General features: G+C 53.7%; 14 protein-coding genes and 1 pseudogene. 10 read left to right on the top strand and 5 right to left on the bottom strand.

From position 1 onward, the window contains the following. Nucleotides 1–32: 32 nt before the first annotated feature. The 9 genes and pseudogenes from hppD to J3P79_RS15780 all read left to right on the top strand — a co-directional run bounded on the left by hppD (nucleotide 33) and on the right by J3P79_RS15780 (nucleotide 8112). A complete protein-coding gene (gene hppD, locus J3P79_RS15820) occupies nucleotides 33–1079 on the top strand; it encodes a 4-hydroxyphenylpyruvate dioxygenase (RefSeq protein WP_434603984.1) in 1047 nt (348 codons plus the stop codon). Then, nucleotides 1076–2158, top strand: a complete 1083-nt coding sequence (locus tag J3P79_RS15815) for an alpha-hydroxy acid oxidase (protein WP_434603982.1) — start codon at nucleotides 1076–1078, stop codon at nucleotides 2156–2158. Before hppD ends, J3P79_RS15815 begins: the two co-directional genes overlap by 4 nt. A 42-nt stretch (nucleotides 2159–2200) precedes the next feature. Beyond that, entirely contained in the window at nucleotides 2201–3490 is a 1290-nt protein-coding gene (locus J3P79_RS15810; protein WP_434603980.1) for a PLP-dependent aminotransferase family protein, read from the top strand. Between the two features lie 82 nt (nucleotides 3491–3572). After that, a complete protein-coding gene (locus J3P79_RS15805) occupies nucleotides 3573–4217 on the top strand; it encodes a Qnr family pentapeptide repeat protein (protein ID WP_434603978.1) in 645 nt (214 codons plus the stop codon). A 462-nt stretch (nucleotides 4218–4679) separates the two neighbouring features. Next, a pseudogene (locus J3P79_RS15800) lies at nucleotides 4680–4937 on the top strand (Arm DNA-binding domain-containing protein); the annotation flags it as partial. Nucleotides 4938–5432: 495 nt separating this feature from the next. Continuing rightward, complete coding sequence (locus tag J3P79_RS15795) at nucleotides 5433–5756, top strand: hypothetical protein (RefSeq protein WP_434603976.1); 324 nt, start codon at nucleotides 5433–5435, stop codon at nucleotides 5754–5756. A 356-nt stretch (nucleotides 5757–6112) separates the two neighbouring features. After that, nucleotides 6113–6784: a hypothetical protein gene (locus J3P79_RS15790; protein WP_434603974.1), complete on the top strand. Its 672-nt coding sequence runs from the start codon at nucleotides 6113–6115 to the stop codon at nucleotides 6782–6784. Then, nucleotides 6777–7484 (top strand): RES family NAD+ phosphorylase, encoded by a 708-nt coding sequence (locus J3P79_RS15785; protein ID WP_434603972.1) that lies wholly within the window; start codon nucleotides 6777–6779, stop codon nucleotides 7482–7484. The genes J3P79_RS15790 and J3P79_RS15785 overlap by 8 nt, the downstream gene beginning before the upstream one ends. A 247-nt stretch (nucleotides 7485–7731) precedes the next feature. Beyond that, on the top strand, nucleotides 7732–8112 hold the full coding sequence (locus tag J3P79_RS15780; protein WP_434603970.1) for a hypothetical protein: 381 nt from the start codon (nucleotides 7732–7734) through the stop codon (nucleotides 8110–8112). A gap of 1 nt (nucleotide 8113) precedes the next feature. Here J3P79_RS15780 and J3P79_RS15775 read toward each other — a convergent pair whose 3' ends face one another. The 3 genes from J3P79_RS15775 to J3P79_RS15765 all read right to left on the bottom strand — a co-directional run bounded on the left by J3P79_RS15775 (nucleotide 8114) and on the right by J3P79_RS15765 (nucleotide 9782). Then, nucleotides 8114–8326: a hypothetical protein gene (locus tag J3P79_RS15775; RefSeq protein ID WP_434603968.1), complete on the bottom strand. Its 213-nt coding sequence runs from the start codon at nucleotides 8324–8326 to the stop codon at nucleotides 8114–8116. 169 nt (nucleotides 8327–8495) lie between these two features. Further along, nucleotides 8496–9359: an alpha/beta fold hydrolase gene (locus tag J3P79_RS15770; protein WP_434603966.1), complete on the bottom strand. Its 864-nt coding sequence runs from the start codon at nucleotides 9357–9359 to the stop codon at nucleotides 8496–8498. Nucleotides 9360–9539: 180 nt separating this feature from the next. After that, a complete protein-coding gene (locus J3P79_RS15765; RefSeq protein ID WP_434603964.1) occupies nucleotides 9540–9782 on the bottom strand; it encodes a hypothetical protein in 243 nt (80 codons plus the stop codon). A gap of 946 nt (nucleotides 9783–10728) precedes the next feature. Between J3P79_RS15765 and J3P79_RS15760 the strand changes: the two genes are divergently transcribed. Further along, entirely contained in the window at nucleotides 10729–11094 is a 366-nt protein-coding gene (locus J3P79_RS15760; RefSeq protein WP_434603962.1) for a histone-like nucleoid-structuring protein, MvaT/MvaU family, read from the top strand. Between the two features lie 166 nt (nucleotides 11095–11260). On the opposite strand, the gene J3P79_RS15755 is transcribed toward J3P79_RS15760, so the two are convergent. Further along, the gene (locus tag J3P79_RS15755) at nucleotides 11261–11953 is read right to left on the bottom strand and encodes a DUF421 domain-containing protein (RefSeq protein ID WP_434603960.1); all 693 of its coding nucleotides are present in this window, start codon (nucleotides 11951–11953) and stop codon (nucleotides 11261–11263) included. Between the two features lie 220 nt (nucleotides 11954–12173). After that, nucleotides 12174–12404 (bottom strand): DUF6555 family protein, encoded by a 231-nt coding sequence (locus J3P79_RS15750; protein WP_434603958.1) that lies wholly within the window; start codon nucleotides 12402–12404, stop codon nucleotides 12174–12176. Nucleotides 12405–12470 lie beyond the last annotated feature (66 nt).

The raw sequence follows: 12470 nt of genomic DNA, 5'->3' as shown, positions 1-12470 counted from the left end.
TGTTGTAATCAGCAATCGGGAGGTGTCGCAACATGGATGAAGCTTTGTTTTTTGATGACGTCAGCGTCGATCATATACGCCTGTATGTGCATGATCTTGAGTCGGCCTCACTGACTCTGGGCGAGAAATACGGTCTTGCGTCATGTCATTTCGATCTTCCGGCCTGCTCTCGGGAGGCAGAGCGTTCGCGCTGCTTTTGCAAGGAAGATATCTGCATTGTCCTGACCCAGCCGCTGGTGCCGTCGCATCCGGGCAGCGAGTTTTTGCGACGGCATGGCGAAGGAGTTGCGGACATTGCCTTGGCGGTGCCGGATGCCACGCAGGCCTTCACGCTGTCAGTGTTGCGTGGTGCGGTGCCGCACCTGTCTGCGCAGCAGAAAGACGGCATCGTCAGCGCTTCGATTTTTGGCGCGGGGAACCTCGTTCACACGTTTGTCCAGCGAGAAGCGTCCGGACATCGGCGTGCGCCAGGTACGCCAGGGAGAACAGGCAGCGGATTGCATGCCTTCGATCACTTTGCCGTGTGCCTGCAGGCCGGTGATCTGGCGGCAACCTGCGCCTTCTACATGCTGGCGCTGGATTTCTCCGTTCTCTATGAGGAGAAAATCGTCGTGGGCAAACAATCCATGAACTCCAAGGTGGTACAGAACAGGTCCGGTCGGGTGACGTTGACCTTGATAGAACCCGACCTGAGCTATGAAGCAGGGCAAATCGACAGTTTCATTCAGAAGAACAATGGCGCAGGCGTGCAACATATCGCCTTGCGTACAACGAATATTGTCAAGTCGGTCCAGGCCCTGGCTGAAAAGGGTGTCGACTTCTTGAAGTCTCCCAGCGCCTATTATCAGCAGCTGCCGGAGCGTCTTGAGAGCCTCAAATACGATGTCGACGAACTGATGGAGTTGAGCTTGCTGGCTGATCAGGACCATGCCGGCCAGCTATATCAGATATTCGCCAAACCCTCTGATCCCGATTGCCATTTTTTCTTTGAAATTATCGAGCGTGTCGGGGCCAAGACCTTTGGCAGCAGCAATATCAAAGCGCTGTACGATTCTGTAGAAATGAGTAGGGCGTCATGATCTCGACTCCGGTAAACCTTGCCGATTATTCGGAACTGGCGCGCCTGGCCTTGTGCGACTCGATCTGGGATTTTCTTTGCGGTGGCAGTGGCGAGGAGATCGCGCTGAGGGCCAACCGGACGGCACTGGATCGCATTTCCCTGTTGCCGCGTGTCTTGACGGGCCTGACCGGGCACAGCACGGCTTGCACCTGGTTCACACATGCCAGCGCGATGCCCGTCGCCATTGCACCGATGGCCTACCACAAGCTGTTCAATCCGCAAGGCGAACTGGCCACCGCACGAGCCGCAAAAGTCAGCGGTGTGCCGTTGATCGTCAGTACCCTGAGCAGTGTTTCGATCGAGGACATCGCCGCAGTGGGCGCTGATCTCTGGTTCCAGTTGTATTGGCTCAAGGATCAGGCTCAGGTCCGGTCCCTGATCAAGAGAGCCGAGGATGCCGGCTGCAAAAGCATCATGGTAACGGCCGATGTGCCGCTGATGGCGCGGCGTAACCGTGACTTGCGTAACGGATTCGCCTTGCCCGCTGATGTGCATGCCGCCAATCTAACGCCGAGTGCGCATCTGCATGCTGTTTCGCATACCAGCAGTGCCGCCACTTCCGCTGTGGAGCGGCACACCCGGGAAGCCTTTCTTGCGGGCTTGAGCTGGCGTCACATCGAGCAACTGCGCGGCATGACGACCTTGCCCATTATTGTCAAGGGGGTCATGGACCCTCGTGATGCGCGCCAGGCTTTCGAAAGCGGTGCTGATTGCGTCGTGGTTTCCAACCACGGCGGTCGACAGTTCGATGCTGCACCCGGAGCGCTGGAGAGTCTGGCGAACATTGTCGAGGTGACCCCGAACGAATGTTCCGTACTGTTTGACAGTGGAGTCCGCACCGGTAGCGATGTTCTGAAGGCCATGGCACTGGGCGCTGATGGTGTATTGCTGGGGAGGCCGGTCCTGTGGGGCCTGGCCGCGCAAGGTCAGCCTGGCGTGGAGCAGGTTCTCGCGTTGCTCAAGGATGAACTGCTGGACGCCATGGTCCTGGCCGGATGTCATTCACCCGCTGACGCCAAAGCGCTGGTTGTAGGGTAAGTCGGCTTTTTGCGTTCAATTTCAAAGGATGGAATCTGCACAATGAATCTGAATCTGGACGATCTGCACACCAGCGTCACTGACCCGGCGCTCAACTCCATGAACTTCCTCAATGAAGTGGCCGAGCGATATCCTCAAGCCATTTCCCTTGCCGCTGGCCGTCCTCACGAGAATTTCTTTGAACTGGAGACAGTTCATCGAGCCATTCGTGTGTTTACCCGTTATCTGACTGATGACTGCCAAATGAGCGAGGAGAAAGTACGGCGAACCATTTTCCAGTACGGACCTACCGCTGGCATCATCCAGGAACTGATCAGCGAGCACCTGGCCATCGACGAAGACCTGCAGGTTGACCCGCACGCGATTGTGATCACGTCGGGATGCCAGGAAGCAATCCTGCTGACATTGCGCGCACTCTGTCGTGACCCCGGTGATGTGCTTCTCGCCATCAATCCGACCTATGTCGGGCTGACGGGAGCTGCCCGCCTGCTCGATATTGAGGTAGTGGCGGTTGCCACCGACGCGACCGGCGTTGATTTCGCTGACTTCAAGGCAGTCGTCGCGGGCTTGCGTGCTCAAGGACGCAAGCCCAAGGCCTGTTATGTGATGCCCGACTTTGCAAACCCCTCTGGGGCGAGCATGAGTCTGGAAACGCGTCAGGCGTTACTGGCATTCGCGGCTGATGAAGCGCTGTTCCTCATCGAAGACAACCCCTACGGCTACTTCCACGGGGATGGCATCAGACTGCCGACGTTGAAGGCGTTGGATAAAACCCGCCAGGTTGTCTACCTGGGGTCTTTTTCGAAAACCATATTTCCCGGGGCAAGAGTTGGCTTCGTGGTCGCCGACCAGCTCATTGAGCCCGCAGGCACAGCCGGTTTGCTGGCTGATCAAATCGCCAAAGTCAAAAGCATGGTGACGGTCAACACGTCCCCGATTGTGCAAGCCATCATCGGCGGGCAATTGATCGAGCATCGGCTCAGTCTCTCTACCGCGACACGTGATCTGCGCGGCATCTACGAGCGCAACAGGATGGCCGTGCTGGCTGCCCTGGCAGAAAAACTGGGGGGGCATGATTTACCCGTCAGTTGGAACATCCCAGCGGGCGGATTTTTTCTTGTGCTGACGGTACCGTTCGCGGCTGACGAAGCAGCCCTTGCGCAATGTGCGCATGAGTTCGGCGTCATATGGACGCCCATGACCCATTTCTATCTGGGAGAGGGCGGGGCGAACCAGATACGTTTATCTATCAGTGCCTTGAGCCCCGAGCAGATAGAGGATGGTATCGAGCGTCTGTCGCGTTTTATTCGGATGAGGATCGAACGTGGGTGAACGTTGTGTTGGACAAATTATTAATCGCTCGTTTTCGATCCTATAAGGGATTGATTTTAAACGATAAGGATGGAACGTCATTATGAATGGTTTTATCCATCGGGACAGAAAGATGGAAAAAAATGAATACAGTGGCATCAAGGTTGTCGGTGCTGAATTTTATAATTGTGATTTTTCACAAGCTGACTTGAGTGAGACGCAATTTGTCGATTGTAAATTTTATGATTATGACACTGAGTTGGGTTGCAATTTCAGAAGTGCATCTTTAGCGAGAGCTGTGTTCACAAAGTGTGATCTTACAATGTGCAGCTTTAATTTTGCAAAGGCGCTAGGCATAGAGATGTCTGGTTGCAAATTGCAAGGTGCCGATTTTTCCAATACAAGTTTTATGAACATGATTACAGACAAGAGCTGGTTCTGCCATGCAACGATTACGGACTGTAACCTCTCATACGCGATTTTTTCGAAGGTGATACTGGAAAAGTGTGAGTTGTGGGGCAACAGATGGGTTGGAACAAATATTAAAGGTGCGAGTTTTAATGGCTCAGATCTGTCAGGTGGGGAGTTTAACTCGTTTGAGTGGGAGCATGCGGACTTTAGAGGGTGCGATCTAAGGAACTCAGAGTTAGGGGTGCTTGATATTAGAAGAGTAAGTCTTGACAGGGCAAAGTTGGATGTTGAGCAAGTTTGCAACTTGGCCAGAGCGCTTGGGGTTGAGGTGGTGTGAGCACTTGAAGGTGTGGTATGTTTCGTCTAATGAAGACCGATGGGAGAGGCCGATTTTTAGGTTCGCTAAAGCGGCGGAATTTGCCAAGTGATTGATAGTTTTAAATGCAGGTTTTTCGTCTGTTGATGCACTTCGAAAACAATTCCAGAATTGAGTCTTTTCCTGCCCGGGCAAGAAAATAAACCCCTTATATTTCAATGAGTCGGACGCCAGATGCGAGTCTCGTTTCCCGCTCCAATTATTTTTCTATAGACTTCCATTGAAGTATGTAAAAATCATAAAAAGAGGCTCCGGCCTCTTTTTTAGTTCCAGTAAAGTCTATTCTGATACATCAATAGCCACGATATTTTAGTACATTTTTTAGTACATCAATCCGACGCTTAGTAAATCAGTTTTTTATAGTTGCTGGGCACTCTGAAAACGGTACAACACTCCTTCATTCATATGAGTGGAGTTAGTGCGATGGTCCTTACCAATACGGCGGTCCGACATGCCAAACCTCGCGCCAAAAGCTACACCCTTCCTGATTTTGATGGCCTTGCGCTTTTCGTAAGCACGAAAGGCACCAAGAGCTGGCACTTCCGCTTTTCTTGGGCGGGCAAGCAGCCCCGTATTTCTTTCGGTACCTATCCTGAAATTGGTTTACGCGATGCTCGCGTTCTGCGTGATATCGCCAGGGCGCTGGTCGCGAAGGGGATTGATCCCCGCGATCAGCTCCGCTTAATGCACGATGCAACCGATCCGGTTTTAGGAGTGGGTCGCGAAAAATCTGTAAGCGGGGCGGTTCGCAAGCAATGGTGTTGCGACCAGAAGTGCGAACCTGGTGGCGTAACCTCGTGTGTGCAGAGGAGTGCTCGCACAGTGATTTGATGGGCATCCTGGATGCGTGACGGGTGTGTATGAAGGCGTGTGTGAAGCTCACTCATAGGGGCTTCGCACTAGGGTTGGATGCGCCGGTGACCCTTGGATGTGTCATTTATTGGCAGTCACTCGACTGGTTCTAGCTGGATGCGTGGCTCGGCGTTGCCTTGCGCTGATGCGCGCACTAAATTTACTAACAAGCGGTGGACACCCGGTTGATATCAACGGCTCATAACCGCCTGTCGAGGCGGCCGACGGTCGCGCTGTTACCTTGATCATCTCGAATGATGGCAGACTGCTGTGGCAGGTTCATTGGCTCTATCCGATGCCAGGCCTGTAACGGGTGTCCGTTTTATGAATAACTCAATCGATGTTCGTTTCCATGCCCACCACCTTTTGCTCGAGCTGGACGCGGCAACAAACCAAATGATGATGTTGATAGCGGGTCGACAAGCCGCAGGCCATCTGTGGGATCAGGCCGCCAAGCGACAGAAACAGGCCTATGAGGCCTGGGCGGTTTTTCTCTATAAGCCTGCAATCGATCCCATGCCGTCTCTGGATGGGCGCGCAGAAGGCAGCTACGTCCCCTCCCTGCAAGACGAGCCCGTGGAGTCGTTAATTGCATCGATACATCTAGGGAGCCCAGTGCCCACGCCTGCGAATGAGCGTGATGTTTAGCGCATCGTCGCAGGCTGAGTTTTGTTAGGGATTAACGGGATGAAGCGCTACGGGATAGCGCTTTGAAGCGGCTTGCCTGTTAATCTGGTGTCTCCCCTCGTGGCAGCTAGCGTAGGAGGCGTGAGGCACTATTTTCAGGCTCATGAGGACTGATGCCGTGGTCGACAACGCTACCAGGAGGAACGGTGTAACCTTCTCCTCACGCCGACTTACACCTCAACGCCACGACGCTGATCGACGGCACGGCGTGCCCCTCAACCTATCTAGACATCCGGATGAGCGGGGGCAGGGCAGAGCTAGGGTTATCAAGACTATGCTAGGATTAGATAGCGTAGATAACTGATGAGGAGATTTCCATGAGCGTTACAGAGCAATCGGGCGTCTCCACCTTGATCGGTACGCCTAAGGAGGCTCGGGCGAGCTTAAGCCGCTCGCATGCGGACCGAGTACTGGTCGTGTCTTTTGATCAGGTCAACCTCAGCGTATTTGAGGCGTTGGCGGAGAACTTCGCCAATGTGGCTTCTTCGATGTATGAGGTGCTGCAGGAGCGTCAGGACCCGAAGTCGCTCGAGCGCCTGGCCGAGGTGTTTGTGACGCGTAAGCCGCCTTCGCCTCGCCTGCTCAAGGAAGCGGCGATGCTGGTCCAAGCCCGCAAAGCGGTGTTGGAAAGCGGTGATTGGCTGACCGCCGCAGACATCGCCCAGGTGGCCCAGTTGAGTACTAGAAACCCGAGTGCCCAGCCCAACAAATGGAAAAAGCAGCGGCAGATCTTTGCCATCAGTCACGGTGGGGTCGACTATTTCCCTGGTTATGGCTTGGATCCGGATGCGGGCTATCGGCCGTTCAAGGCATTAGCCAAAGTCATTGAGGCTTTCGCTGGCTACAAGGACGGCTGGGGGATGGCTTACTGGTTCCGCTCAGATAACAGTTTTCTGGGCGGCAAAAGGCCCCAGGACCTGCTGGCATCGGCGCCTGATCGGGTGATTGCTGCCGCACTGGATGAGACCCAGGGCATTGTCCATGGCTAAGCAGCGTACCGAGTCCAGTGAGGGAAGGGCGACGCCTCCCACGGATTTGGCGGCGTCCGTTACCCCGGTACCTGCGGCTACGTTGCACGTCAGTTTCACCGTAATCGCCAAAGGCGATGTGCTTCACCGTGTGCACCAGGATAAGTATCAGCCTGATCAATTCAATCCTGGTGTGCACGGCAATGCACGCTTCAGCCCCATTCAGGATGATCAGGGACGGGCGATTCCCACCTTGTATGGAGGCACGACAGTCGATTGCGCCTTGATGGAGACCGTCTTCCACGACGTTCCCCATACGGCTGGGTTTAAGAGCTTCGACAAAGGCAAGCTGACTGGACAGGTGCTTTCTGCCGTCCAGGTTAGCCAACCGCTGCACCTGGTCGATCTGTCCAGCGTGCCCCTGCGGAAACTGGGCATCACGCGCAAACAATTGATCGACACTGAGAAAGATCAATATCCTGCGACGCGCAAATGGGCCGAGGCAATCCACCGTCAGTGTCCAGATGCCCAAGGGCTGTCTTGGGTGTCGCGACAAGATGATTCGGCACGTGCGGTGGTGCTCTTCGGTGACCGGATTCCTGACGGTGCGCTCCACCCGCAGGGGACGTCCCGCAGCTTGACCGAAGACTCGACTGTGTTCGACACGGTGCTCGATCTGGCAGAGCGGATCGGGGTCGTCATTATAGCGGGAAAAATCTGAGTCGAAACGACTGTGCAATGGCCTTCGAATTCGCTCTTTGAGGTAGGATTGCCATCCCCTAATCTTAAAATCTCGCTGATGTCGGCGGGCTTTTAAAAGGCGTTGGAGGTGGTTTTCGTACGGGCCTGATGAAGCATCGACGTCTAACAGGTCCTCGTGTGCTCCCCATGAGCGAACGGTGTTTGTCCCAGAGCGCAGAATTAACACGATGGCTGGCTCCGCGCTGGCCTTGGACACGGAGCTCGTTATGATCGCCAACCAACCGTTGAATGATGAACTTGTGAGCCGGCTGGAAGAAAAAATCCCAATCCTGGCGAAGGGCGCAATTCATGCCGCTTATATCAATATGCTGGCGGCCGGACTCAGTGTGATGGAGGTCCGTGATGGCGTGCTAGTTGAAACAACGGCCGATGGTCAACACACGGTTATTAGAGTGGCCAAGCCCAAGCATAAGGTAGCTTCGGGCAGGATTATCAAGGTGCGCCGCTTTTCATATCGAGCGGCGAGAGCGCCCATATCTTCACGATGTCGCCGCGCAACGCGCGGGAAATCTGACATTCGTAATGTCAGTCTTTGTGCTGTGCGCGAAAGATGGCCGCCAAGCTCGCTATCGAAAGGGGTCCGTTAAATCAGTGACCCTGGGCTTTCAACTTAGCCAAGCCCTGTTTGATATGTCCGGCGTTCTCTCCGATCATTTGCAGCGCACCGCGGACATTATCGCCGGTGTCTTTCGCACCTTGGCCCTCTACCTTCAAGGTCAGCTCCATCACCGCGGCCTCCAAGGCGAGCTGATTTTGGTAAAGCCGCTCAAGAACATCAGAAAGGGAATATTCGGTGGGCATTATCTCGACTCCAATCAAGGAGTCGAAAGCGTAGCAGCGTAAGGGACAGAAACCAAAGGTCAGTGCGGGCTAGCGAGTATTGCAGGGTCTAAAGACAGCGATCGGCCAAATGCGACATTCACGCGGAGCTGTTTCCAGACCGAAGCGGTCATTAACGGCGTCGCGATGGTCATCGCTCGGTGAAAAATGCCTTCAGTGCACGAGCCAACACGACCGGAGCTTCTTCAGCAATGTGGTGACCGCAGTCGATACCTTCTCCGGTGACTTTCAGTTCTGCCCATGGCTCCCAAACTGCAACTACATCGCCGTACAGGTCCTCTAGGTCATCCCTTAACGACCAAATAACATGGAGCGGACATTGAAGTTTTCGACCAGCCTCACGGTCTTCCCGATCATGCAGGTAGTCCAGCTCGATACCCGCGCGATAGTCACCGAGCATTCCAATAACAGTTTCATGATCGTGAATCGCAGCCTGAAAATCCTCGTAATTTTCCCGTCCCATAGTTTCTGAGCAACCCCCATACCAACCCTTTGGATCCGCGAGGATTGCCCTCTCTGGCTTGTCGGGCTGAGCATAGAAAAACCAGTGCCACCATTTGGATGCGAACCGCGCGTCACATCGCTCAAGAGCCTCCAAGATAGGCACACCGTCTAGGATTGCCAGTTTTAGCACGCGTGACGGGTGGTCTAACGCTGAGCGGAAAGCAGCGTAGCTACCTCGATCATGACCCGCTAGGTAAAACTTATCGAACCCAAGGCTATCCATGAGGGCAACGCAGTCTCGCCCTTTCGCTCTCTTTGAATGAGCTTCGTAGTCATTGGGGGGCGCAGGCCGGCTGGACTTGCCGAACCCTCTCAAATCGGGACAGACCACCGTAAAAGAACTGGCGAGCAGCGGTGCAACCCTATGCCAAGTCGTGTGCGTACGCGGGTGCCCATGAAGTAACAATAACGGCGGGCCCGAGCCACCATAGCGAACGCGTAATGTCGCCTCAGGCAAGTCAATCATTTTTAGCTGGAAACCTTCGAACATCGTCACTCCTAACGAGGCTTTCCACTCCAAACAATAGATCACGGATACGGTAGCTAGGTCGGACGAGCGGCTGAATCCTCCGCAGGATGCATCATACGGTGTTGGCCCCAGCGTAAGGGTAGGACAGCCAATGGTTCAAGCTTGCGTGGCCGCTACGGTTCTTAATCTTCAGGAAGAATTTTATTTAGTGTAAAGCGTCAACTCTCTGAGCCTGCTCTCTGTTGCGTGGTCAAACCGACTCAGAATCACATCGGCTTGTTCCTCTGTGATAGCTCCAGCACACCTTAGGCCAATCACAAACCCATGAGCTTTTGCGCCGTTTTTCACCGCTAGGATCATCGATCCGGCAGTCTCGATCTCTTTGAGTATTTTCTCGGCAGGGCGTACCGCCCCGACTGGCAAGTCGAAAGGTTCGCTGGACATTCTATACTCCGTACACGCAAGTTTGCCCTTCGCTGGGCTGGGGCGTATCGCCCTCTATTCTCATCGACCCTATTAGGCGAGGTAGGGTTTCCTATGATCCTTTAGCTTGTAGCGCTCTCCCAGGGCCCTGCGCCGTTAAGCACCTGGGTTAGGCGACGAATGGTGCTGCGTGCATGCTTCCCGAAGGAACCCAATCCGTTTCCAAAAAATCTATCTAGGCAACGGGAGGGTAGTAATGAAGTGTGGCTGCTGGATCTGTTGGGGCGATGCGTATCTAAAAGGCCTATACGGTGATTGGGACGACATCATCTGCGTCGCTTGTGGTCATTACAAAATCAGCCGCCGCTTCGTAAAAAGTCACCTAGGCAGGAAGTTTGACGTCGAGCGCATGCGCGACCATTTCAATCACATTCACGTTCAAAATTGCACTCCCATCGTGGAAAGATACAGCGCAATTTTTGCAGGGGAGAAGCCGCTACGAGAGCCACTTGAAAAGCTGGTTGGCTGGCCGCTCGGACACGCTGTAAACAGAACGCGTTGAATGAGGCTATTTTTCGTTTGCGTTGGTGGTTCTGGCAAGTCTCAAATTTGACATGAGTTCAGGCGCCGACGGTGGAGAGAAGCTTTGTGACCTGTGCTGCCTCAAGCGATACCGGGCCTGGGGATGGCTATCCAGTCGTGCGCCGTTAGGTGATGGGTTGCAACCTTCGTGCGCATGATGAATGGGCGTGACTGAGCGCATTAGTGGAGCGCGATGCACTGGAATTCGGACAGGGAAGCGCTGGTGTGTTTTGGATGCGTCAAAGGCATGGTAAACCAATTGTTTTGAGTTATGACTCAGCCAAAACGGTTGCCGAGACATGATTTTTTATACCTGCTCTACAAGCCGAGCGCGAGCTCTAGATCTGCAATACACTCTAAGGTAACCATCAAAACGAGACCTACCATGTCCAAACTCGCAGAATTTCGCCAGCTCGAGAAGCACCTCGCTGAACAGCTCCAAGCACTTGAAGCCCTCAAAGGCGATGCTGGGCTTAAGAAAGAAATTGAATTTGAAACGAAGCTCCGCGATTTGCTAGAAAAATACAGCTACAGTCTGAGGGACGTGATCAATCTGCTTGATCCACAGGGGGGACGTCGCGCTGCAGCGGCGACTCTAAAATCTGGCCCGCGGAAAGTTCGCCAGGTGAAAGCCTATAAAAACCCGCACACAGGCGAGATCATTGAAACGAAAGGTGGCAATCACAAAGGCTTGAAAGAGTGGAAGGCTGAACACGGCTCAGACACCGTTGAGTCTTGGCTGGCCAAGTGACTGGGTGTTGAATACAAAGGAGCGCTGCGGGCTCTTTCGGTTCTCGATTTTCCCGCGAGCCGCCTGAATCAGTTTCAGGCGCTGGTTTGACTGGCGCTCCTTGATTTTTTTCGCCGTACACCTATCCCAAGTGGAAATGGTGAGGGTGGTATTGATCTCAATACCATCACCTACATCTTGGACTGCTTAACGCGGTAGACCATATGTCATGGTCGCAGCGGGAGCAATGGCCGCCTTGCTCTTCCTGGAGATGCTTCGCGAAACCGCAATTCACACAGCAATAGAGCGCGGAAATAGGTGCTATTTTGAACTCCGGGCGATGTTCCACAGGCAGAACGGATAACCCAGGGCGTAGGTCCTCATGATCGTAAAAATAAAGGCTGATATCGCCGTCAGTCTCCATTAGCCCCAGCCTCACCTGGCCTAGGTGTTCAACGCCTTGTTGCCGCAACTCCATCAGCAGCTCGCTCGATGAAATGTTCAGCTTCTCTAACGATTTGAGCTCGTATTGGCCTTCGATGATGACAGTCACAGGCAAGCCATCAATCCACGCTTCAAATTTTTTGCTCTTCGTCATGATCAGTACGGTAGTGCGATAAAGAAGCAGGAGCGTTAGAAAAACCATTGCTACCGGCAACAGCGGGACGTCATGGTAGAAGGACACGTCCCCGGCAGCGGAGCCCAAGGTCAGAATGACGACTAGCTCAAAGAGTGATAGCTGCCTTATGCCCCGCCTACCACTTGATTTTAAGAATAGAAAAACAGCGAGAAAGGCATAGGTTGCTCTGAAGCCTACCTCTAACAAGAATGGCAATGGGAACTCATCTATCAACATTCGCTGTAGATCGAAGGGTGACATCATTGCCTCTATTGATTTAGAACGGCCAAGGGATAGCGGTGCATTCCATCGCCAGACCTGCGATTCGGAGCGCATCTGCTAGTTAACAGAAACAGGAACGCATTCAGCATGATGAGGCAAGCTCCCGCAATGCTTAACAAACTAGGCGTCTGCCTAGTTTACATAGCTGACCGCCAAATGGATTGATGTTCCCAGATAGCGCCAGGATTGAAGCCTGGAGCTACTGAGCTCCGCTCGCTCGCCATGTGACCTCAGTGACGCCGTACTTCTCAGCTTGGGGCTTTGAGACCATCTTCATAGGCGGACGGCCTGGCTTGGGGATGGGGGCAATGCCAACATCGCAGCTTGCCCAGTGCCAGGCCTCTACGTTTCGCATCGTTTTGCTGCGGATGATGAAGGATTTTGGTTCGCCGTGAAGTTTGTAGGCGATGACGAACAGGTTGTTGTCCATGAGTGGCTCCATTTGCTCATATCTAACGGAGTCATCAGGCTGGAAAAAATTCAAATGAATTGGAAT

The sequence above is a fragment of the Pseudomonas sp. R1-7 genome (assembly GCF_051132105.1).
Lineage (GTDB): Bacteria > Pseudomonadota > Gammaproteobacteria > Pseudomonadales > Pseudomonadaceae > Aquipseudomonas.
Note: the sequence above shows the minus strand (reverse complement) of the source record. Positions and strands in the feature narration are given on the sequence as shown.